Source organism: Agromyces allii (assembly GCF_009749385.1).
GTDB classification, from domain to species: Bacteria; Actinomycetota; Actinomycetes; order Actinomycetales; family Microbacteriaceae; genus Agromyces; species Agromyces allii.
On the sequence record NZ_WBIN01000002.1, the window covers coordinates 218,299 to 239,697 of the forward strand.

Here is a 21,399-nt window from a genome sequence, read left to right on the forward strand (position 1 = left end):
CATGAGCGACGCACTGTCCTATCGCCCGAAGGCGGGGGAGATCCCCACTGCGCCCGGCGTCTACCGGTTCCGCGACGGCGAACGGCGGGTGCTCTACGTCGGCAAGGCGAAGAACCTCCGTGCGAGGCTGTCGAACTATTTCGCGCCGCTGCGGACGCTGCACGAGCGCACGCGCCGCATGGTCATGACGGCGACCTCGGTCGAGTGGACCGTCGTCGGCAACGACGTCGAGGCACTGCAGCTCGAGTACACGTGGATCAAGGAGTTCGATCCGCCGTTCAACGTGAAGTACCGCGACGACAAGTCGTATCCGTACCTCGCGGTGACCCTCGGCGACGAGGCCCCTCGCGCGATCGTCACTCGCCGCAGCGGCATCCCGGGTGCCCGGTACTTCGGTCCGTATCCGAAGGTCTGGGCCGTCAACGAGACCCTCGACCTGCTGCTCAAGCTCTTCCCGATCCGCACGTGCAAGGACTCCGACTACCGACGCGCGATCGCGACGGGGCGGCCCTGCTTCGCCGGACAGATCGGCCGATGCTTCGGCCCGTGCTCCGGCCACGTGAGCGTCGAGGAGCACCGGGCGAACGTCGATCGGTTCGTGTCGTTCATGACGAACCAGGACCGCCGCATCGTCGACGAGCTCACGCAGCAGATGCTCGAGGCATCCGCCGCATTCGAGTACGAGACCGCCGCCCGCCGGCGCGACCAGCTGCAGGCCGCGACCGAGTTCTTCGAGAAGAGCGCGGTCGTGCTCCGCGACGACGTCGACGTCGACGTGTTCGGCATCGACCACGACGAACTCGCGGCCGCGGTGCAGATCTTCGTCGTCCGCAGCGGCAGGGTGCGCGGCGTCCATTCCTGGACCGTCGACAAGGAGCTCGACGTCCCGATCGGCGACCTCGTCGACTCGGTCGTGCAGAACGCCTACGGCGGTCAGCTCTCGCCGCCGCGCGAGGTCGTGGTGCCCGAGCTGCCCGAAGATGCGGCGGCCCTCGAGACCTGGCTCTCCGAGCGCGCCGGACGCAAGGTGCGGCTGCGAGCCGCCCAGCGAGGCGACAAGGCCGCACTGCTCGCCACGGCGACGCAGAACGCGAAGCAGTCGCTCATGCTCTACAAGACGAGGCGCAGCGCCGACTTCACGACGCGTTCGCGAGCGCTCGAGGACATCCAGGAAGCGCTCGGCATGGCGGATGCCCCGCTGCGCATCGAGTGCTTCGACGTGTCCCACCTCAGCGGCACGAACATCGTCGCGTCGATGGTCGTGTTCGAAGACGGCCTGCCGCGCAAAGACGAGTACCGGCGGTTCACGATTCCCGAGTCCACCGACGACACGGATTCGATCCACCAGGTACTCACCCGTCGGCTCGCGTACCTCGCCGCGCCGTCCGGCTCCGCCGAGGGGCGGCCCGATCCCACGGCCCACGCCGACGCCGGAGTCGGCGGAGACGGGGGAGGAGTGGGGGAGCAGGTCGAGGGCACGCGCCGGTCGAAGTTCTCGTACCGGCCGAACCTGCTCGTCGTCGACGGCGGCGAGCCGCAGGTCGCCGCCGCGGCGAGGGCGCTCGAGGAGTCGGGCGTCGAGGGCATCTACCTCTGCGGCATCGCGAAGCGGCTCGAGGAGATCTGGACGCCCGACGCCGACTTCCCGGTGATCCTGCCGCGCAACAGCGACGCCCTGTTCCTGTTCCAGCGCGTGCGCGACGAGGCTCACCGATTCGCCATCACGCACCAGCGACAGCGGCGCAAGCGGGACATCTCGTCGGTGCTCGCCGAGATCCCCGGACTGGGGCCCACCCGGATCAAGGTGCTCCTGCGGCACTTCGGGTCCGTGAAACGCCTGCGCGCGGCATCCGTCGACGAGATCGGCAGCGTCGACGGCTTCGGCCAGACGCTCGCCACGGTCGTGTACCAGGAGCTCCGCAGCGGTGCCCCGGCCCAACCCCGCTAGGCTTGGTTCTCGACGTGCGGGAAGGGGAACCGAGGCGATGGCAACCGAGGTCGAGCAGGAGATGCTCATCGTCACCGGGATGTCGGGGGCCGGTCGTTCGACCGTCGGCAACGCCCTCGAAGACCTCGGCTGGTACGTGGTCGACAACCTCCCGCCGCAGATGCTGCGGCCGCTCGTCGAGCTCGTGGAACGCGCCGGGGCCTCGCTCCCTCGCATCGCCGCGGTCGTCGACATCCGAGGCCGCGACTTCTTCGCCGAACTCCGCGAGATCATCCAGGCGCTCCGCACCGGCGTGAACGTGCGCGTCGTGTTCCTCGACGCGACCGACTCGGTGCTCGTGCGCCGCTTCGAGGCCGTGCGCCGGCCGCACCCGCTCCAGGGCAACGGCACCCTCCTCGACGGCATCGGGGCCGAGCGCTCCCGGCTCGCCGAGCTCCGCGAGGCCGCGGATCTCGTCGTCGACACGTCGGAACTGAACATCCACCAGCTCGCGAACCTGATCACCGACGCCTTCGCCGAAGAGGGCCGTGCGGGCGTGCGGGTCACGCTGCTCAGCTTCGGGTTCAAGTACGGGCTCCCGACCGACGCCGACCTGGTCGCCGACGCCCGGTTCCTCCCGAATCCGTTCTGGATCGGCGAACTGCGGAACCTCACCGGAGAAGATCCAGCGGTCTCCGACTACGTGCTCCGTCAGCCGGGCGCGCAGAAGTTCGTGGACGCGTACGTGAAGGCGCTCGAGCCCGTGCTCAGCGGGTATCAGCGCGAGAACAAGGGCCACGCGACGATCGCGATCGGCTGCACCGGAGGCAAGCACCGTTCGGTCGCCATGGTTCGCGAGCTCGCCGCGCGTCTGGCCGCGTTCCCCGACATCGCCGTCAGCGTCCGGCACCGCGACCTCGGGCGCGAGTGAGCGTCAGAATTGTCCATGACGCGCGGGGCTCCATGCCCGCGCATCCACCGAGAGGAAGGATCACGAGGTGGCATTGACCGCGGATGTGAAAGAAGAACTGGCACGCGTCGAGGTTTCGAAGACGAGTGTCCGCGCGGCCGAGCTCGCCTCCGTGCTCCGCTTCGCGGGCGGCCTGCACATCATCTCGAGCCGCATCGCCATCGAGGCCGAGCTCGACTCGCCGACGACGGCGAAGCGCGTGACGCGCGACTTGGGCGAGCTGTACGGCGTCCGCCCCGACGTGTCGGTCATCGCGCCCTCGGGCGTGCGGCGCACCAACCAGTTCCTGCTCCGTGTGCTCGACGGCGGTGAGACGCTCGCACGCCAGACCGGCCTGCTCGATGCGCGTCGCCGACCCGTGCGCGGGCTGCCGAACAAGCTCACGACGGGCTCGCGCGACGAGGTGGCCGCCGTCTGGCGCGGCGCCTTCCTCGCGCAGGGCAGCCTGACCGATCCGGGTCGGTCCGCCGCGCTCGAGATCACCTGCCCCGGCAACGAGACGGCGATGGCACTCGTCGGCGCTGCGGGCCGCCTGGGCATCTCGGCGAAGGCCCGCGAGGTGCGCGGCGTGCACCGCGTCGTGATCCGCGACGGCGAGGCGATCAGCGCCATGCTCTCGCTCATGGGCGCGACGGGCACCGTGCGCAACTGGGAGGAGCTGCGCCAGCGCCGCGAGGTGCGGGCGACCGCGAACCGCCTGGTGAACTTCGACGACGCGAACCTCCGCCGCTCCGCGCAGGCCGCGGTCGCCGCGTGCGCGCGCGTCGAGCGTGCGATGGAGCTGCTGGGCGACGACATCCCCGAGCACCTGAAGTACGCCGGCGAGCTGCGTCTCGCACATCGCGAGTCGAGCCTCGACGAGCTCGGCCACCACGCCGACCCGCCCATGACGAAGGACGCCGTCGCGGGCCGCATCCGCCGCCTGCTGGCGATGGCCGACAACCGTGCCGCCGCGCTCGGGGTGCCCGGTACCGAGGCGAGCCTGCCCGCCGACCTCGACGACGTCTAGGCCGAACGGGTCGAGCGCGATGCGCGAGACGGATGCCGCGGCATCCGTCTCCTCGTCGACCTCGCCGCCGCTCGACCGCCGCGCGTCATCGTGCGTCAACCCGGGTCGCGGCCTCGACCAGCGGGCATAGACTCGAATGCGCAGCCGCGGAACACCGGGCAGAGGCCCGGAACGCCCGGCATCTGACAAGGAGAAGCAATGGCTGACTACACCCTCCCCGATCTCGCCTACGACTACTCGGCGCTCGAGCCGGCGATCAGCGGCACGATCATGGAGCTGCACCACTCGAAGCACCACCAGGCGTACGTGACGGGTGCGAACACCGCCCTCGCGCAGCTCGCCGAGGCGCGCGAGACGGGCAACCTCGCCAACGTCAACAAGCTCGAGAAGGACCTCGCGTTCAACCTCGGCGGCCACATCAACCACTCGATCTTCTGGACGAACCTCTCGCCGAACGGCGGCGACAAGCCGACGGGCGAGCTCGCAGCCGCCATCGACGACCAGTTCGGTTCGTTCGACGCCTTCCAGGCGCACTTCACGGCGACCGCGCTCGGCGTCCAGGGTTCCGGCTGGGCCGTGCTCGCCTGGGATTCGCTCGGCCAGCGCCTGATCATCGTGCAGTTCTTCGACCAGCAGGGCAACCTGCCGGCGGGCATCGTGCCCCTGCTCATGCTCGACGTCTGGGAGCACGCCTACTACCTCGACTACCGCAACGTCCGCGCCGACTACGTGAAGGCGTTCTGGACGATCGCGGACTGGGACAACGTGCAGAAGCGCTTCACTGCAGCAAACGAGAAGACCTCAGGGCTGCTGCTACTGTCGTAAACGTGACGGTGTCCTCGGGCATCGTCCGGGGACACCGCCGTCCGATCATTCCCAAAAATCGCGCGCTCGCGCACCGTCAAATCAGGAGAGATCCGTGTCTGTAAAGATCGGCATCAACGGCTTCGGCCGCATCGGCCGCAACTATTTCCGTGCTGCCCTCGCTCAGGGAGCAGATCTCGAGATCGTCGCGGTCAACGACCTCACCGACAACAAGACGCTCGCACACCTGCTGAAGTACGACTCCATCACGGGCCGCCTCGACGCGACGGTCGACTACGACGACGACAACATCATCGTCGACGGCAAGGCGATCAAGGCGTTCGCCGAGCGCGATCCCGCGAACCTGCCCTGGGGCGAGCTCGGCGTCGACATCGTCATCGAGTCGACCGGCTTCTTCACCAAGGCCGCCGCCGCCCGCAAGCACATCGAGGCCGGCGCCAAGAAGGTGCTCATTTCGGCTCCCGCGACCGACGAGGACGCCACGTTCGTCATCGGCGTCAACGAGCACGAGTACGACCCCGAGAAGCACCACATCATCTCGAACGCGTCGTGCACGACGAACTGCCTCGCGCCCCTCGCCAAGGTCTTCAACGACGCCTTCGGCATCGAGCACGGCCTCATGACGACGGTCCACGCCTACACGGCCGACCAGAACCTCCAGGACGGCCCGCACAGCGACCTCCGTCGTGCGCGCGCCGCCGCCATCAACATCGTCCCGACCTCGACCGGCGCGGCCAAGGCCATCGGCCTCGTGCTGCCCGAGCTCGTCGGCAAGCTCGACGGCTTCGCGCTGCGCGTGCCGGTTCCCACCGGCTCGATCACCGACCTCACCGTCACGACCAAGACCCCGGTCACGGTCGACGAGATCAAGGCCGCGTACAAGGCCGCTGCAGAGGGCCCCCTCAAGGGCATCCTCAAGTACACCGAAGACGACATCGTGTCGAGCGACATCGTGACCGACCCGCACTCGTCGATCTTCGACGCGGGCCTCGTGCGCGTCATCGGCAACCAGGTGAAGCTCTCGAGCTGGTACGACAACGAGTGGGGCTACTCCAACCGCCTCGTCGACCTGACCGAGTACGTCGCCGAACGTCTCTGAAGCGAGACATCGTGACCCTGCGAACGATCGAAAGCCTCGGTTCGCTCGCCGGTACGCGCATCGTCGTCCGTTGTGACCTCAACGTTCCTCTCAAGGACGGGGTCATCACGGACGACGGTCGTGTCCGCGCGTCGCTTCCGACACTCACCGCGCTGACCGACCAGGGGGCGCGCGTCATCGTGATCTCCCACCTCGGTCGCCCCGAAGGCGCACCCGACGCGAAGTACAGCCTCGCGCCGGTCGCCGCCCGCCTCGGCGAACTCGTCGACGTGCCCGTCGCCTTCGCGACCGACACGGTCGGCGCGGATGCCGCGGCCAAGGTCGAGGCCCTCGCCGACGGCGAGATCCTCGTGCTCGAGAACCTCCGCTTCAATCCGGGCGAGACCTCGAAGGACGTCTCGGAGCGCACGGCGTTCGCCGAGCAGCTCGCGGGCTTCGCCGATTCCGTCGTCTCCGACGGCTTCGGCGTCGTGCACCGCAAGCAGGCGAGCGTCTTCGAGCTCGAAGAGCTCCGTCCGAGTGCCGCCGGCCTGCTCATCGCCGCCGAGCTCGACGTGCTCGACCGCCTGACCGAGAACCCCGAGCGCCCGTACGCGGTCGTGCTCGGCGGCTCGAAGGTCTCCGACAAGCTCGGCGTCATCGCGCACCTGCTCCCGCGGGTCGACACGCTGCTCATCGGCGGCGGCATGCTCTTCACCTTCCTGGCGGCCCAGGGCCACAAGGTCGGCTCGAGCCTGCTCGAAGCCGACCAGATCGAGACCGTCAAGGGCTACCTCGCCGAGGCCGCCGAACGCGGCGTCTCGATCGTGCTGCCGACGGATGTCGTCGTCGCGGCGTCGTTCTCGGGCGAAGCCGAGCACGTGGTCGCCGCGGCCGATGCGATCGAGGAGACCCCCTTCGGGGCGGCCGGCCTCGGCCTCGACATCGGACCCGAGACCGCTGCGGCGTTCGCCGAGCACATCCGCGCGTCGAAGACGGTGTTCTGGAACGGCCCGATGGGCGTGTTCGAGCTCGCGCCCTTCGCCGCCGGCACGCGTGCCGTCGCACAGGCGCTCACCGAGGTCGACGGGCTCAGCGTCGTCGGCGGCGGCGACTCCGCGGCCGCCGTCAGGCAGCTCGGATTCTCAGACGACCAGTTCGGTCACATCTCGACGGGCGGAGGCGCGAGCCTCGAGTTCCTCGAGGGCAAGCAGCTTCCCGGACTGGAGGTCCTCGGATGGTAGGCAAGCGCACCCCGTTCATCGCAGGAAACTGGAAGATGAACCTCGACCACCTGCAGGCGGTCGCCTTCACGCAGAAGCTCGCGTGGTCGCTGAAGGACGCGAAGCACGACCCGGCCGACGCCGAGGTCGCGGTCTTCCCGCCGTTCACCGACATCCGCTCGGTGCAGACGCTCATCGCGGCCGACAACCTGCCGATCGCCTACGGCGCGCAGGATGTCTCGGCTCACGACTCGGGTGCCTACACGGGCGAGGTCTCGGGCGCGTTCCTCGCGAAGCTCGAGTGCGCGTACGTCATCATCGGCCACTCCGAGCGGCGCACGCTGCACGGCGAGACCGATGCCGACGTCAACGCGAAGGTCCTCGCTGCGCACCGTCACGGCATCGTGCCCGTGCTCTGCGTGGGAGAGACGGCCGAAGACCTCGAGGCGCACGGCCCCAGCGCCGTCCCCGTGGCGCAGCTGCGTGCTGCGCTCGAGAACGTCGAAGGCGCGAAGGGCCTCGTCATCGCGTACGAGCCGGTCTGGGCGATCGGCTCGGGCCAGGCTGCGACCCCGCAGCAGGCCGAGCAGGTCTGCGAGGCGCTCCGCGGCGTGCTGCGCGACCTCTTCGGCGAAGAGGTCGCCGGCGAGACGCGCGTGCTCTACGGCGGCTCTGTGAAGGCGGCGAACATCGCGTCGTTCCTCCGCGAGCCCAACGTCGACGGCGCCCTCGTCGGCGGTGCGAGCCTCGACATCGACGAGTTCTCGAGCATCGTGCGCTTCAAGAAGCACGTCGGAGCCTGATCCAGGCGGATCCTGCTCCACGCGGCGCTGGGCCGGAGACGCGTGTCTCCGGCCCAGCGCCATTCGTCCCGCTATACTCGATTATCGGCACCGACCCCCTTGTCGTGCCCGGAAAGGTTCACCGTGGAGATTCTCCAGGTCGTCCTGCAGGTTCTGCTCGGTATCACGAGCCTCCTGCTGACGCTGCTCATCCTGCTGCACAAGGGCCGCGGTGGCGGTCTGTCCGACATGTTCGGCGGCGGCGTCACGTCCAGCCTCGGCGCCTCGGGTGTCGCAGAGCGCAACCTCAATCGCATCACCGTGATCCTGGGCCTCGTCTGGGTGACGTGCATCGTCATCCTCGGCCTGATCACGAAGTTCGACTCGGGACTCTGAGCGCATGGCCTCCGGAAACAGCGCCATCCGTGGCTCTCGCGTCGGTGCAGGCCCCATGGGCGAGCAGGACCGCGGCTTCCACGCCGATCGCGTGGCCGTGAGCTACTGGGACGCCCAGGGCAACGAGACCGTCCGATACTTCGCGGCGAGCCTGCCCGACGAGGAGATCCCCGAGACCATCGACAGCCCGTCCACGGGTCTGCCGGCCGGTCGCGACAAGGAGAACCCGCCCTCGGTCTCCAAGCTCGAGCCGTACAAGACGCACCTCGCCTACGTGAAGGAGCGCCGCAGCGACGAAGAGGCTGCCGCACTCCTCGAAGAGGCACTGACGCAGCTCCGTGCGCGTCGTGGGCAGACGCCCAAGGAGTAGTCCGTCGCTGCTCGAGCCGGCACACGGCTCGAGCAGGCACGAAGAAGGGGCGAGCCGATATCGGCTCGCCCCTTCTTCGTGCGTTCTGCGCGTCTCTCGCATTCAGTAGTCGCGGGCGATGAGGCCCTCGGGTACCTCTGCTGCGGCATCCGAGTCGACGAAGAAGACCGTGCGGCGGCGTCCCTTGATGCCGGCCACCGGTACCTCGTCGCGGCTCGCGCCCGCGAGCGCCAGACCGAGTGCCGAGGCCTTGTCGGCACCCGACAGCACGAACCAGATGCGCTGCGAGGCGTTCAGCACCGGCCTGGTGAGGCTGAGGCGCTCGGGCGGCGGCTTGGGGGAGTTGCGCACGGCGATCACCGTGCGGTCGGTCACCTGGATGCCGGACCGGTGGGGGAACAGCGACGCGATGTGCCCGTCGGGGCCCACACCCAGGAAGGTAATGTCGAACGCCGGCGCATCGGCGCCGTCGACTCCGTGCTCGGCGAGCTCGGCCGCGAAGGCCACCGCTGCCTCGTCGAGCGTCTGACCGGAGTCCGACGCTGGGAAGCGGTGCACGTTCTCGTCGGGGAGGTCGAGGTCGTCGAGCAGCGCACGGTCGGCGATCCAGTCGTTGCGCTCCTCGCTGCCCGCGGGCACCCATCGCTCGTCGCCCCACCAGAAGTGCACGCGCGACCAGTCGATGCTCGTGCGTGCGGGGGAGGAGGCGATCGATTCGAGGACCGCGCCGGCCATCGACCCGCCCGTGAGCACGACATGCGCGACGGGCTGGTCGTCGAGGATGTCGAGCATCTTCGTGATGAAGCGCGCCGCGACCGAACTCGCCAACGACCCCTTGTCGGGATGCACGAGCACTCGGCGTTCGTTCGTCATGCGGTGGCCCCCTCGGCCTCGGGTTCGCTGAGCAGCGCCAGGCCGCTCCTGATCACCTCACCGTACAGCTCGTCGGGGTCGAGTCGACGCAGCTCGTCGGCCAGGCAGTCGCGGAGGTTGCGTCGCGGCAGCGCCACGTCGTGCAGCGGCTGGCCGGGCTGACGGAGGGTCGCCACGCCGGGCTGGTCGCGAGTGAGCTCGATGACGCCGGTCTCGCGCTCGAGGGTGACGCCGTGGATGCCGTGCGATCCCTCGGAGACGTCGGTCAGCACGAACCCGGTGGGTGCATCGAGCTGCATGCGCAGCCAGGCCGCGAGCAGCGTGGTCGACGGCGAGTCGACCGCACCCGTGACGTGCACGCGCGTGACGGGCGCGTACGGCGGCTGATCGAGCACGGCCGCCAGCTGGGCGCGCCACAGGGTCAACCGGGTCCACGCGAAGTCGGCGTCGCCGGGCGTGTAGCTGTCGACCAGTGCGCGGAGCGCGGCCTGCGGGTCGGGCTGGCTCGAGGCATCCGTGATGCGACGCTGGGCGATGCGACCGAGCGGCGAGGTGCCGGGCACGGCGGGCGCCACGCTCGGCCACCAGGTGACGACCGGTGCGTCGGGCAGCAGCAACGCCATGACGAGGCTCTCCTCGTCGTGCGCGACGGGCCCATGGGCGCGGAGCACGATGACCTCGCTCGCGCCGGCGTCGCCGCCCACGCGGATCTCCGCGTCGAGGCGGGGCTCGACGCCCTCGGGTTCATCGGGATCCGACGAGACGACGATCACGCGCATGGGGTGCTCGCGCGAGGCGTCGTTCGCCGCCTCGATCGCCTCCTCCTCGACGCCGGGCGTCGTGGCGATGACGAGCGTGAGCACACGTCCGAGTGCGACGACGCCGTTCTCCTCGCGGATCTTGACGAGCGACTTCGAGACCTTGCTGGTGGTGGTGTCGGGCAGGTCGACGATCACGGGCGCCTCCAGGTTCGTCCGTCACGGGCGAGCAGGGCGTCGGCGGATGCCGGACCCCACGTGCCCGGGCGGTACTGCTCGGGTTGGCCCTGCGTGGACCAGAACTCCTCGATCGGGTCGAGGATCTTCCAGGAGAGCTCGACCTCCTCCTGGCGGGGGAACAGCGGCGGGTCTCCGAGCAGCACGTCGAGGATGAGCCGCTCGTAGGCTTCGGGGCTCGCCTCGGTGAAGGCGTGGCCGTAGCCGAAGTCCATCGTGACGTCGCGCACCTGCATGCCGGCGCCCGGCACCTTCGAGCCGAACCGGATCGTGACGCCCTCGTCGGGCTGCACCCGGATCACGAGGGCGTTCTCACCCAGCTGCGAAGTCTGGCTGTCGGCGAAGAGCTGCTGCGGAGCGCGCTTGAAGACGACCGCGATCTCGGTGACACGGCGCCCGAGGCGCTTGCCGGCCCGGAGGTAGAACGGCACGCCGGCCCACCGGCGGGTGCCGATCGTCAGCTTCATGGCCGCGTACGTCTCGGTGAGCGACTCGGGGTTCATGCCGTCTTCGTCGAGGAAGCCGATGACCTCCTCGCCGCCCTGCCATCCGCCCGCGTACTGGCCGCGTGCGGTGCCGGTCGCGAGGTCTTCGGGAAGCCGCACGGCCGCGAGGATCTTCTCCTTCTCGGCGCGGAGGTCGGCCGCCTCGAACGAGATCGGCTCCTCCATGGCCGTGAGGGCGAGCAGCTGCAGCAGGTGGTTCTGGATCACGTCGCGCGCAGCGCCGATGCCGTCGTAGTAGCCGGCACGGCCGCCCACGCCGATGTCCTCGGCCATCGTGATCTGCACGTGGTCGACGTAGTTCGCGTTCCAGATGGGCTCGTACAGCTGGTTCGCGAACCGCAGCGCGAGGATGTTCTGAACCGTCTCCTTGCCCAGGTAGTGATCGATGCGGAACACCGAGTCGGGCGGGAAGACCGAGGCCACGACGTCGTTCAGCTCGCGAGCCGTCTTGAGGTCGGAGCCGAACGGCTTCTCGATGACGACGCGGCGCCACTGCGAGTCGCGCTGCTCGGTCAGGCCGGATCGTTTGAGCTGCTCGGTCACGAGCGGGAACGACTTCGGCGGGATCGAGAGGTAGAACGCATGGTTTCCCATCGTTCCGCGCTCGGCGTCGAGGTTCGCGACGACCTCCCGGAGGCGGTCGAACGCGGCGTCGTCGTCGAAGTCGCCCTGCACGAAGCGGATGCCGCGTGCGAGCTGCTTCCAGACGTCTTCTCGGAACTCGGTACGCGCGTACTGGCGCACCGAGTCGTGCACGACCTTCTCGAAGTCCTGGTCGGCCCAGTCGCGGCGGGCGAAGCCCACGAGCGCGAATCCGGGAGGGAGCAGGCCTCGGTTGGCGAGGTCGTACACGGCCGGCATCAGCTTCTTGCGCGACAGGTCGCCCGTGACGCCGAAGATGATGAGGCTCGAGGGGCCGGCGATGCGATTGAGCCGGTAGTCCTTCGGAGATCGAAGCGGGTTGTTCCCCGCGGAGATGGTTGCCGGAGGCATGTGGACCCTTCCTGGATCAGCCGATGGCGTCGAAGAGCGCCGCGACGTTCGTCGACGGGTCGGTGAGGGTGAGCGTCAGCACGGGACGACCGAGGTCGGCGAGCACGCTCGAGTCGCCCGACGCCTGCGCGGCGATGAGCTGGCCGAAGGTGAACGGCCGCTCGGGGATCGAGAGGTCTTCGGCGACGGCCTGGGTCACCTGCAGGAACACGCCGACGGCGGGGCCGCCCTTGTGGAACTGCCCGGTCGAGTGCAGGAACCGCGGTCCCCAGCCGAAGGTCACCGGGCGACCGGCGCGCGCGGCGAGTCGCGCGCGGAGCTCTTCGAGCTCGGGGTGCGCGACGCGATCGACGTAGGCCTGGACCGACAGGTACCCGTTCTCGGGGAGCTCCTCGAGGAGCACCTCGATGGCCGACTCGAGGTCGCTCGATGCGCCGATGACCTCGGGCGTGCCGCGCACCTCGATGCCGGCGGCGACGAAGGCCGCAGGCGTGGGCTCGGGGCGCGCGTCGAGCAGGCCGCGGGCGGCGACCTTGGCGGACTCCACGTCGGGCTGGTCGAACGGGTTGATGCCGAGGAGCCGGCCGGCGACGGCCGTCGCGTACTCCCAGACGAGCAGCTGCGCGCCGAGGGTGCCCGACACGCGGATCTCGTCGGTGCCGTCGTCGACGAGCTGGTCGAGTCCGGCGTCGCCGACCACGCGCACGACCTGGAGGTCGTCGAGACCCTCCGAGAGCTCGGGGGCGGTCGTCTCGAGGACGACGGGGAGGATGCCGGTGCCCTCCTTGCCCGTCGACTCGGCGATCAGCTGCTCGGCCCAGTCGGCGAGGCCGACGATGTGGGTGCCGTCGGCGACGATCGCGAGCTTGTCGCGACGCGGGTTCGTCGCGGCGATCGCCGCGCCGAGCACGAGGCCGGGGTTCTCGGGGGAGTCGACCGCGAGGGCGAGTTCGATGCTCTCGGCCTCGTCGAGGATCTCGGCGATGTCGACGCCGGCGAGGCCGGACGGAACGAGGCCGAACGCCGTCAGCGCCGAGTACCGGCCACCGACGTTCGGGTCCGCGTTGAAGACGCGGTAGCCCGCGGCTCGCGCCGACTCGTCGAGCGGCGAACCGGGATCGGTGACGATCACGATGCGGGTGAGCGGGTCGATGCCGGCCTCGGTGAAGGCCTGCTCGTAGACGCGACGCTGGCTGTCGGTCTCGACGGTCGAGCCCGACTTCGACGAGACGACGAGCGCCGAGACCGCGAGGCGGTCGGCGAGCGCAGCGCGCACCTGACCGGGCTCGGTGGAGTCGAGCACGGTGAGGTCGACGCCGGCCGTGCGGGTGATGACCTCCGGAGCGAGCGAGGAGCCGCCCATGCCGGCGAGCACGATGTGCTCGACGCCGGCGGCGCGGAGCTCCGCCCGGAGCGCCTCGATCTCGGCCACGAGGGGACGCGAGATCGCGACCGCCTCGGTCCAGCCGAGTCGCTTGGTCGACTCCTCTTCGGCCGCGGGGCCCCAGAGGGAGCCGTCCTGCGCCGTGATGCCGCTCGCGACGAGATCGGCGACGAGCGCGGGGACCGCGGTGCGGACGGCCTCGGCCGCCGCACCGCTGACCGCGATGCGGAAGCTCATCGTGCACTCTCCAGCGCGCCCGTGACGGTGTCGAGCAGCTCGTGCCACGAGACGATGAACTTCTCGACGCCTTCGCGCTCGAGCAGTGCCGTGACGTCGTCGTAGGAGACGCCGACCGCGGCCAGGGCGTCGAGCACGGCGCCTGCCGCCGCGTACTCGCCCGTGATGCTGTCGCCCTCGATGACCCCGTGGTCGAAGGTCGCCTCGAGGGTCTTCTCGGGCATGGTGTTCACGACGCCCTGCGCGACCAGTCCGGTCACGTAGAGGGTGTCGGGGAGCGCGGGGTCCTTGACGCCGGTCGAGGCCCAGAGGGGGCGCTGCTTGTTCGCGCCGGCCTCGAGCAGCGCCGAGGCGCGCTCGCCGGCGAACTCCTGCTCGAACAGCTCGTAGGCGAGCTGCGCGTTCGCGACGCCGGCCTTCGACTTCAGCGCGAGCGCCTCGTCGGTGCCGATCGCCTCGAGGCGCTTGTCGATCTCGGTGTCGACGCGCGAGACGAAGAACGACGCGACCGAGTGGATGGTCGACAGGTCGATGCCGGCCGCCTTCGCGATCTCGAGGCCCGCGAGGTACGCCGCGATGACGGCGCGGTAGCGGTCGAGGCTGAAGATCAGGGTGACGTTCACGCTGATGCCGGCGCCGATGGCCGCGGTGATGGCGTCGAGGCCCTCGACGGTCGCCGGGATCTTGATCATCGCGTTGGGGCGGTCGACCTTGGCCCAGAGCGCCTTCGCCGAGGCGATGGTGCCGTCGGTGTCGTGCGCGAGGTCGGGGGCGACCTCGATCGAGACGCGGCCGTCGTAGCCGTTGCTCGCGTCGTAGACCGGGCGGAAGATGTCCGACGCCGCACGCACGTCGTCGGTCGTGATCTCGAACACGGCGGTGTCGACGTCGGCGCCGGCTGCGGCGAGGGCCGCGACCTGCTCGGCGTAGGCGGCGCCGTTGGTGAGGGCGCCCGCGAAGATCGTCGGGTTGGTGGTGACGCCGACGACGTTGCGCTCGGCGATCAGCTTCTCGAGGCCGCCGGTGGCGATGCGCTCGCGCGAGAGGTCGTCGAGCCAGATGCTGACGCCGGCGGCGGACAGGTCTGCGGTGGGGGTGGTGGTCATGATTCTCGAATCTCCTTCTGGCGCGCGTCAGGCCGACGCGAGCGATTCCTTGGCTGCGGCGACGACGGCTTCGGTCGTGATGCCGAACTCGCGGAACAGGGTCTTGTAGTCGGCGGAGGCGCCGAAGTGCTCGATCGAGACGGAACGACCGCGGTCGCCGACGATCTTGCTCCAGCTGAGCGCGACCCCGGCCTCGACCGAGACGCGGGCGGTGACGGCGGCCGGAAGCACGGACTCGCAGTACTCGGCGTCCTGCTCCGCGAACCAGTCGAGGCTCGGCGCCGAGACGACGCGCGCCTGGATGCCCTCTGCGGCGAGCTGCTCGCGGGCCGCGACGGCCAGCTGCACCTCGGAGCCCGTGGCGATGAGGATCACGTCGGGCGTGCCCGATGCGGCCTCGGCGAGCACGTAGGCGCCCTTCGCGACGCCTGCGGTCGACGCGAACACGTCACCGGATGCCTCGCCCTCGCCACGTGCGAACACGGGGATGTTCTGACGGGTGAGCGCGATGCCGACGGGTGCGTCGCGGCGCTTGAGGATCTCGAGCCACGCGGCGGCCGTCTCGTTGGCGTCGGCCGGGCGGACGAGCGAGAAGCCGGGGATCGCCCGGAGCGTCGCGATCTGCTCGATCGGCTGGTGCGTCGGGCCGTCTTCGCCGAGCGCGACGGAGTCGTGCGTCCAGACGAAGATCGAGGGCACCTTCATCAGCGCGGCCAGACGCACCGCGGGGCGCATGTAGTCGCTGAAGATGAGGAACGTGCCGCCGAAGGGACGCGTCTTGCCGTGCAGGACGATGCCGTTGACGATCGCGCCCATGGCGTGCTCGCGGATGCCGAAGTGCAGCACGCGACCGTAGGGGTTGCCCGAGAACTCGTGCGTCGACCACTCGGCCGGGATGAACGAGGCCGCCCCGTTGATGGTCGTGAGGTTGGACTCGGCGAGGTCGGCGGAGCCGCCCCAGAACTCGGGCAGCTGCGCGGCGAGCGCGTTGATGACCTTGCCGCTCGCGGCGCGGGTCGACACCTCGGTGCCGCCCTCGAACGCGGGAAGCGCGTCGGCGATGCCCTCGGGCAGTTCGCCGGCCTCGAGGCGGTCGAGGAGCTGCTTGCGCTCGGGGTTCGCCGCGGCCCAGGCGTCGAAGGACACCTGCCACTCGGCCTTGGCCGCCGCGCCGCGCTCGAGCGCGCCGCGGGTGTGCGAGATGACGTCTTCGGCGACGACGAAGGTCTGCTCGGGGTCGAAGCCGAGCACCTCCTTCGTGGCGGCGAGCTCGGAGGCGCCGAGGGCGGAGCCGTGGATCTTGCCGGAGTTCTGCTTGCCGGGCGACGGCCAGCCGATGATCGTCTTCAGGATGATGATCGACGGCTTCGAGGTCTCGCCCTTGGCGGCCTCGATGGCGGCGTTCAGCTCGGCGACGTCTTCGACGTACTGGCCGGTCTTCTTCCAGTCGACGGTCTGCACGTGCCATCCGTAGGCCTCGTAGCGCTCGGCGACGTTCTCGGTGAAGGCGATGTTCGTGTCGTCTTCGATGGAGATCTGGTTGGAGTCGTAGATCACGACGAGGTTGCCGAGCTGCTGGTGGCCTGCGAGCGAGGACGCCTCGCTCGTGATGCCCTCCTGCAGGTCGCCGTCGCCGGCGATCACGTAGATGTTGTGGTCGAACGGGCTCGTGCCGGCAGGAGCCTCGGGGTCGAACAGGCCGCGCTCGAAGCGCGAGGCGTACGCGAAGCCGACAGCCGAGGCGAGGCCCTGGCCGAGGGGACCCGTGGTGATCTCGACGCCGTCGGTGTGACCGTACTCGGGGTGTCCGGGCGTCTTGGAGCCCCACGTGCGCAGCGACTTCAGGTCGTCGAGCTCGAGGCCGTCGCCGGCCAGGAACAGCTGCACGTACTGGGTCAGCGAGCTGTGGCCCGCCGAGAGGATGAAGCGGTCGCGGCCGAGCCACTGGTGGTCGGCGGGGTCGCGGCGCATGACCTTCTGGAAGAGCAGGTATGCGGCGGGGGCGAGGCTCATGGCCGTGCCGGGGTGGCCGTTTCCGACCTTCTCGACGGCGTCGGCCGCCAGGATCCGTGCGGTGTCGACAGCGCGATCGTCGATGGTCTCCCAGTTCAGGTGAGTCACGAGTGGAGTGTTCCTTCCGATGGTGAGCGGCCCCGAGTTTCTCGGTGGGCCAGGGAAATCGCTGCGGCGACGTTGCCAACCTGCGCGCACGACCACACCCTGCTGGAGTGTGTGGGTCGTGAACAACGCGGGAAGGCCCGCATGCTCAAAGTATATGGAAAGGCTCAGTTTCGCGGACGTGACAGTGGGTTCACGGCCCGATCCTCGCCATGTGAGGCCGGGCCGACCGGCCGAAGTGCCGGGGCCGCGCCGACGATGCCGATGACGCCGCATGACATAGAATGCCGTGTGGGCCGCGATGTGTTCGTCGCGCCCGCGCGGAAGAGGAGCGATGCAGGCAGCAGTTGAGACGCGGCAAGCGACGGCGGAGCCGACCCTGAAGCGCAAGCTCTCGGCGTACCTGGCCCTCACGAAACCGCGCGTGATCGAGCTCCTGCTCGTGGTCACGGCGCCCACGATGATCCTCGCCCAGAACGGGTTGCCGAGCCTCTGGCTCATGGTCGCGACCCTCATCGGCGGCGCCATGAGCGCCGGGTCGGCGGGCGCGTTCAACTGCTACATCGACCGCGACATCGACCGCGTCATGAAGCGCACGCAGGGTCGCCCGCTGGTCACCGGCGAGCTGACCGACCGCGAAGCCCTGATCTTCGCCTACGGACTCGGCATCGCGTCGATCGTCTGGCTCGGCGTGTTCACGAACTGGGTCGCCGCGGCGCTCTCGCTCGGCGCGATCCTGCTGTACGTCGTCTTCTACAGCCTCATCCTCAAGCGCCGCACCGCGCAGAACATCGTCTGGGGCGGCATCGCCGGCTGCATGCCCGTGCTCATCGGCTGGGCCGCGGTCACGGGCGACCTGAGCTGGCCGCCGTTCATCCTGTTCCTCATCATCTTCCTCTGGACGCCGCCGCACTACTGGCCGCTCTCGATGAAGTACAAGGACGACTACGCCGCCGCCGGCGTTCCGATGCTCGCCGTCGTGCGCGGGCGCGCACAGGTCGGCCTCCAGGTCATCCTCTACGCGTGGGCCACGGTCGCGTGCTCGCTGCTGCTCATCCCGGTCGCGGGCATGGGCCTGCTCTACTCGACCGTCGCGCTCGTCACGGGCGTGTGGTTCATCTACGAGACGCACCGCCTGTACAACCTGGCGATCCGCCACGTGCAGGTCTCACCGATGCGCGTCTTCCACGGCTCGATCGCCTACCTGACGCTCGTCTTCCTCGCGGTCGGCATCGACCCGCTGCTGCCCTTCTAGCCGGCCGTTCGAGCGAGTCGGCCGTTCGAGCGAGTCGGCCGTTCGAGCCCGCTCCTCCGGGCAGCAGACGCATCCGTCCTCAGGCCGGGCGGATGTCGCGGAGGGCGGATGTCGCGTCGACCGCACCGGGCCGGCGACCGCCTCAGCCCGCGTCGCCGATGATGACGTCGTCGTCATGGGCGGCATAGAACGCCGACTGCCGTCGCAGGATCTCGGCGCTGCCGTCTTCGCGTGAGACGCCGTAGACCGTGCCCGGGAAGTCGAGCGTGCGCTGCACGGCCCAGATCTCGTCGTGCCGCTCCGGGCTGAACAGCTGCGCCGGGGTGCCGACGGCGACCCAGCCGATGGGCACGACGACGCCCGGTTCGAGCGTGGTGTTCACCTGCACGACGGCGTTCACGCGCACCTCGGCGCCCGTGCCGACGACCGCGCCGGGGAACACCGCGGCTCCGGTCGCGATGAACGCCTCGTCGCCGATCGTCGCGCCGTTGACGTGGGCGTGCGGGCCGATCATGACGCGCGACCCGACGATCGCCGGATGCCCCGCACGGCCGCGGATCACGGCATGCTCGAGCACGACGGTCTCGGCGCCGATGCGCACCTCGCCGTCCTCGGCGGTGAGCACGGCGCCGTGCAGGATGCGGGCCCCGGCCTCGACGACGACGTCGCCCGAGATCACGGCGCCGGGCGCCACCGTGGCGTCGGGCGAGATGAACGGCTCGCGGCCACGGTGGCGGACGAGCATCAGCGCACAGCCGCCTCGACCGGGGAGGCGGCTGCTGCGGCATCCGTCGTCACCGGGCGCTTGAGGTGCAGGATCACGACGGTCATCGTGGCCGCCAGGAGCGCGGCGAGCACCATGTGCACGCCGACGGCGAGCGGCGGGAGGCCGTTGCGCGCCTGGTAGAGGCCGACGGCGATCTGCACGAGCTCGACGCCGAGCAGCACGAGCGTCCAGCGGAGCGTCGGCAGCTTCAGCATCGCGGCGCCGATCACGAGGGCGATCGTCAGGGCGAACATCGCGTAGCCCGGCCACGCGTGGATGTGCTCGAGCACCTCGGCGTTGAAGCCGTTGCGCCCGGCCTCGGCGTCGCCGGAGTGGGGGCCGGCGCCGGTGGTGAGGATGCCGAAGACGATCGAGATCGCGAGCACGGCGCTCGTGACGTGCGTGAGACCGAGGTACCAGCCGGGAACGGCGCGTTCGCGGGGGCCGGGCGCGGCATCCATTCGCACGAGGAAGGCCGCCGCCACGCAGACCAGGGCGAGCGAGGTCACGTAGTGGAACCCGACGATGAACGGGTTGAGACCGGTCCACACCGTGATGCCGCCCACGATGGCCTGCGCGACGATGCCGGCGCCCACGATGAACGAGAGCGTGAAGAGGTCACGGCGCTCGGCGCGGATGCGCCACACGAGCACGAACAGGATCAGCGCGACGATGCCCACCACGCCGGTCATGAGCCGGTTGCCGAACTCGATGAGCGAGTGGTACGTGAGCTCCTCGGTCGGCACCAGGGACCCTGGCGTGCACGTCGGCCAGGTCGGGCAGCCGAGGCCCGAACCGGTCAGGCGCACGGCACCGCCGGTGGCGATGATCGTCGTCTGCGCGATGAACGAGAGCCACGCGAAGATGCGGATGCGGCGGTCGACGTGCTGGGGGAGCCACGCGGTGAAGCGGTTCACGCTGGGAGTCCTGCTCCGGGTCGGCCTGTGACGGCACTGGGAGTACGGACCAGTGCGCGGCGCGACCCTATAGACTTGGGTGGTTGGGGAATCCCGCGAGGCGCGCGAGAACGCGCGATGCGGTACCCGACCATCTTAGGTTTGCATTGACGCCACCCGCACATCATCACCATCTCCACGAGCGCCTCGACTCACGAGAGGCGATGGGCCGGCCTGATAGCCGGTTGCACGGGAGGAGAAGAGGGAGAGCATGACGGACGTACTGATCGATCGCCCCGAACTGGAAGGGCTCGGCACCTACGAGTTCGGCTGGGCCGACTCCGACGCCGCCGGGGCATCCGCCCGACGCGGCATCTCGCCGGAGGTCGTCGCCGACATCTCCGCGCTGAAGAGCGAGCCCGAATGGATGCTGCAGCGCCGCCAGCGCGCCCTGCAGCTCTTCGAGCGCAAGCCAATGCCCACGTGGGGCGCCGATCTCTCCGAGATCGACTTCGACAACATCAAGTACTTCGTGCGCTCGACCGAGAAGCAGGCCCAGACCTGGGAAGACCTGCCCGACGACATCAAGAACACGTACGAGAAGCTCGGCATCCCCGAGGCGGAGCGCCAGCGCCTCGTCGCCGGCGTCGCCGCGCAGTACGAGTCCGAGGTGGTCTACCACCAGATCAACGAAGAGCTCGAGCGCCAGGGCGTCATCTTCATGGACACCGACACCGCGCTCAAGGAGCACCCCGAGTTCTTCGAGGAGTACTTCGGCACCGTGATCCCGGCCGGCGACAACAAGTTCGCCGCGCTGAACACGGCCGTGTGGTCGGGCGGCTCGTTCGTCTACGTGCCGCCGGGGGTGCACGTCGAGATCCCGCTGCAGGCCTACTTCCGTATCAACACCGAGAACATGGGCCAGTTCGAGCGCACGCTGATCATCGCCGACGAGGGCAGCTACGTGCACTACATCGAGGGCTGCACCGCGCCGATCTACAAGTCGGACTCGCTGCACTCGGCCGTCGTCGAGATCATCGTGAAGAAGAACGCGCGCGTTCGCTACACGACGATCCAGAACTGGTCGAACAACGTCTACAACCTCGTCACCAAGCGGGCCACCGCGGCCGAGGGCGCCACCATGGAGTGGGTCGACGGCAACATCGGCTCGAAGGTCACCATGAAGTACCCCTCGATCTTCCTCATGGGCGAGCACGCCAAGGGCGAGACCCTCTCGGTCGCCTTCGCAGGCCCCGGCCAGCACCAGGACGCCGGCGCGAAGATGATCCACATGGCGCCGTACACGCAGTCGTCGATCGTCTCGAAGTCGATCGCGCGCGGCGGCGGCCGGGCCGGCTACCGCGGCGAGGTCCGCATCGACGCGAACGCGCACCACTCGGCGAACAGCGTCGTCTGCGACGCGCTGCTCGTCGACACGATCTCGCGGTCCGACACGTACCCGGCGATCGACATCCGCGTCGACGACGTGAAGCTCGGCCACGAGGCCACGGTCTCGAAGGTCAGCGAAGAGCAGCTCTTCTACCTGATGAGCCGCGGCATCGACGAGACCGAGGCCATGTCGATGATCGTGCGCGGCTTCATCGAGCCGATCGCCCGCGAACTCCCCATGGAATACGCGATGGAACTCAACAAGCTCATCGAAATGGGCATGGAAGGATCGGTGGGCTAG

Annotated in this window: 19 protein-coding genes; 11 read left to right on the forward strand and 8 right to left on the reverse strand. The window is 69.5% G+C overall.

Annotated elements, in window-relative coordinates; all coding sequences use genetic code 11:
- Position 1 precedes the first annotated feature (1 nt).
- From uvrC to GQR16_RS03570, 9 genes are all read left to right on the forward strand, one after another.
- Positions 2 to 1,948, forward strand: coding sequence for an excinuclease ABC subunit UvrC (gene uvrC / locus GQR16_RS03530; protein ID WP_157413781.1), 1,947 nt, complete (start codon positions 2 to 4; stop codon positions 1,946 to 1,948).
- A gap of 37 nt (positions 1,949 to 1,985) precedes the next feature.
- A complete protein-coding gene (rapZ, locus tag GQR16_RS03535; protein ID WP_157413782.1) occupies positions 1,986 to 2,858 on the forward strand; it encodes an RNase adapter RapZ in 873 nt (290 codons plus the stop codon).
- Between the two features lie 67 nt (positions 2,859 to 2,925).
- A complete protein-coding gene (whiA, locus tag GQR16_RS03540; protein ID WP_157413783.1) occupies positions 2,926 to 3,906 on the forward strand; it encodes a DNA-binding protein WhiA in 981 nt (326 codons plus the stop codon).
- 198 nt (positions 3,907 to 4,104) lie between these two features.
- Entirely contained in the window at positions 4,105 to 4,731 is a 627-nt protein-coding gene (locus GQR16_RS03545; protein WP_157413784.1) for a superoxide dismutase, read from the forward strand.
- A gap of 94 nt (positions 4,732 to 4,825) precedes the next feature.
- A complete protein-coding gene (gene gap, locus GQR16_RS03550) occupies positions 4,826 to 5,830 on the forward strand; it encodes a type I glyceraldehyde-3-phosphate dehydrogenase (protein WP_157413785.1) in 1,005 nt (334 codons plus the stop codon).
- A gap of 11 nt (positions 5,831 to 5,841) precedes the next feature.
- Entirely contained in the window at positions 5,842 to 7,053 is a 1,212-nt protein-coding gene (locus tag GQR16_RS03555) for a phosphoglycerate kinase (protein ID WP_157413786.1), read from the forward strand.
- Positions 7,047 to 7,835 (forward strand): triose-phosphate isomerase, encoded by a 789-nt coding sequence (gene tpiA / locus GQR16_RS03560; protein WP_157413787.1) that lies wholly within the window; start codon positions 7,047 to 7,049, stop codon positions 7,833 to 7,835. The genes GQR16_RS03555 and tpiA overlap by 7 nt, the downstream gene beginning before the upstream one ends.
- 123 nt (positions 7,836 to 7,958) lie before the next feature.
- A complete protein-coding gene (secG, locus tag GQR16_RS03565; RefSeq protein WP_157413788.1) occupies positions 7,959 to 8,210 on the forward strand; it encodes a preprotein translocase subunit SecG in 252 nt (83 codons plus the stop codon).
- A 4-nt stretch (positions 8,211 to 8,214) separates the two neighbouring features.
- Complete coding sequence (locus GQR16_RS03570; RefSeq protein WP_157413789.1) at positions 8,215 to 8,580, forward strand: RNA polymerase-binding protein RbpA; 366 nt, start codon at positions 8,215 to 8,217, stop codon at positions 8,578 to 8,580.
- A 102-nt stretch (positions 8,581 to 8,682) separates the two neighbouring features.
- Here GQR16_RS03570 and pgl read toward each other — a convergent pair whose 3' ends face one another.
- Genes pgl through tkt form a run of 6 tightly spaced genes read right to left on the reverse strand, consistent with a single transcriptional unit; the run spans position 8,683 to position 16,795 of the window.
- A complete protein-coding gene (gene pgl, locus GQR16_RS03575; protein WP_157413790.1) occupies positions 8,683 to 9,453 on the reverse strand; it encodes a 6-phosphogluconolactonase in 771 nt (256 codons plus the stop codon).
- On the reverse strand, positions 9,450 to 10,409 hold the full coding sequence (locus GQR16_RS03580) for a glucose-6-phosphate dehydrogenase assembly protein OpcA (protein WP_157413791.1): 960 nt from the start codon (positions 10,407 to 10,409) through the stop codon (positions 9,450 to 9,452). Before GQR16_RS03580 ends, pgl begins: the two co-directional genes overlap by 4 nt.
- The gene (zwf, locus tag GQR16_RS03585) at positions 10,406 to 11,947 is read right to left on the reverse strand and encodes a glucose-6-phosphate dehydrogenase (protein WP_157413792.1); all 1,542 of its coding nucleotides are present in this window, start codon (positions 11,945 to 11,947) and stop codon (positions 10,406 to 10,408) included. Before zwf ends, GQR16_RS03580 begins: the two co-directional genes overlap by 4 nt.
- A 16-nt stretch (positions 11,948 to 11,963) precedes the next feature.
- A complete protein-coding gene (locus GQR16_RS03590) occupies positions 11,964 to 13,568 on the reverse strand; it encodes a glucose-6-phosphate isomerase (RefSeq protein ID WP_157413793.1) in 1,605 nt (534 codons plus the stop codon).
- Positions 13,565 to 14,674: a transaldolase gene (tal, locus tag GQR16_RS03595; protein ID WP_211373423.1), complete on the reverse strand. Its 1,110-nt coding sequence runs from the start codon at positions 14,672 to 14,674 to the stop codon at positions 13,565 to 13,567. Before tal ends, GQR16_RS03590 begins: the two co-directional genes overlap by 4 nt.
- Before the next feature lie 27 nt (positions 14,675 to 14,701).
- A complete protein-coding gene (gene tkt, locus GQR16_RS03600) occupies positions 14,702 to 16,795 on the reverse strand; it encodes a transketolase (protein WP_157413795.1) in 2,094 nt (697 codons plus the stop codon).
- 331 nt (positions 16,796 to 17,126) lie between these two features.
- Between tkt and GQR16_RS03605 the strand changes: the two genes are divergently transcribed.
- Entirely contained in the window at positions 17,127 to 18,047 is a 921-nt protein-coding gene (locus tag GQR16_RS03605) for a heme o synthase (protein ID WP_157413796.1), read from the forward strand.
- Positions 18,048 to 18,189: 142 nt separating this feature from the next.
- On the opposite strand, the gene GQR16_RS03610 is transcribed toward GQR16_RS03605, so the two are convergent.
- Together GQR16_RS03610 and GQR16_RS03615 are read right to left on the reverse strand one after the other, a co-directional pair.
- On the reverse strand, positions 18,190 to 18,792 hold the full coding sequence (locus GQR16_RS03610) for a gamma carbonic anhydrase family protein (protein WP_157413797.1): 603 nt from the start codon (positions 18,790 to 18,792) through the stop codon (positions 18,190 to 18,192).
- The gene (locus GQR16_RS03615; protein ID WP_157413798.1) at positions 18,792 to 19,730 is read right to left on the reverse strand and encodes a COX15/CtaA family protein; all 939 of its coding nucleotides are present in this window, start codon (positions 19,728 to 19,730) and stop codon (positions 18,792 to 18,794) included. Before GQR16_RS03615 ends, GQR16_RS03610 begins: the two co-directional genes overlap by 1 nt.
- Before the next feature lie 250 nt (positions 19,731 to 19,980).
- Here GQR16_RS03615 and sufB point away from each other — a divergent pair, with 250 nt between their 5' ends.
- The gene (gene sufB, locus GQR16_RS03620; RefSeq protein WP_157413799.1) at positions 19,981 to 21,399 is read left to right on the forward strand and encodes a Fe-S cluster assembly protein SufB; all 1,419 of its coding nucleotides are present in this window, start codon (positions 19,981 to 19,983) and stop codon (positions 21,397 to 21,399) included.

Excerpts from the sequence above, each read along its gene's own strand:
- uvrC (WP_157413781.1), top strand. The coding sequence starts at position 2 with ATGAGCGACGCACTGTCCTATCGCCCGAAGGCGGGGGAGATCCCCACT.
- rapZ (WP_157413782.1), top strand. The coding sequence starts at position 1,986 with ATGGCAACCGAGGTCGAGCAGGAGATGCTCATCGTCACCGGGATGTCG.
- GQR16_RS03545 (WP_157413784.1), top strand. The coding sequence starts at position 4,105 with ATGGCTGACTACACCCTCCCCGATCTCGCCTACGACTACTCGGCGCTC.
- tpiA (WP_157413787.1), top strand. The coding sequence starts at position 7,047 with ATGGTAGGCAAGCGCACCCCGTTCATCGCAGGAAACTGGAAGATGAAC.
- GQR16_RS03570 (WP_157413789.1), top strand. The coding sequence starts at position 8,215 with ATGGCCTCCGGAAACAGCGCCATCCGTGGCTCTCGCGTCGGTGCAGGC.
- pgl (WP_157413790.1), bottom strand. The coding sequence starts at position 9,453 with ATGACGAACGAACGCCGAGTGCTCGTGCATCCCGACAAGGGGTCGTTG.
- zwf (WP_157413792.1), bottom strand. The coding sequence starts at position 11,947 with ATGCCTCCGGCAACCATCTCCGCGGGGAACAACCCGCTTCGATCTCCG.
- GQR16_RS03590 (WP_157413793.1), bottom strand. The coding sequence starts at position 13,568 with ATGAGCTTCCGCATCGCGGTCAGCGGTGCGGCGGCCGAGGCCGTCCGC.
- tal (WP_211373423.1), bottom strand. The coding sequence starts at position 14,674 with ATGACCACCACCCCCACCGCAGACCTGTCCGCCGCCGGCGTCAGCATC.
- GQR16_RS03605 (WP_157413796.1), top strand. The coding sequence starts at position 17,127 with ATGCAGGCAGCAGTTGAGACGCGGCAAGCGACGGCGGAGCCGACCCTG.
- GQR16_RS03610 (WP_157413797.1), bottom strand. The coding sequence starts at position 18,792 with ATGCTCGTCCGCCACCGTGGCCGCGAGCCGTTCATCTCGCCCGACGCC.
- sufB (WP_157413799.1), top strand. The coding sequence starts at position 19,981 with ATGACGGACGTACTGATCGATCGCCCCGAACTGGAAGGGCTCGGCACC.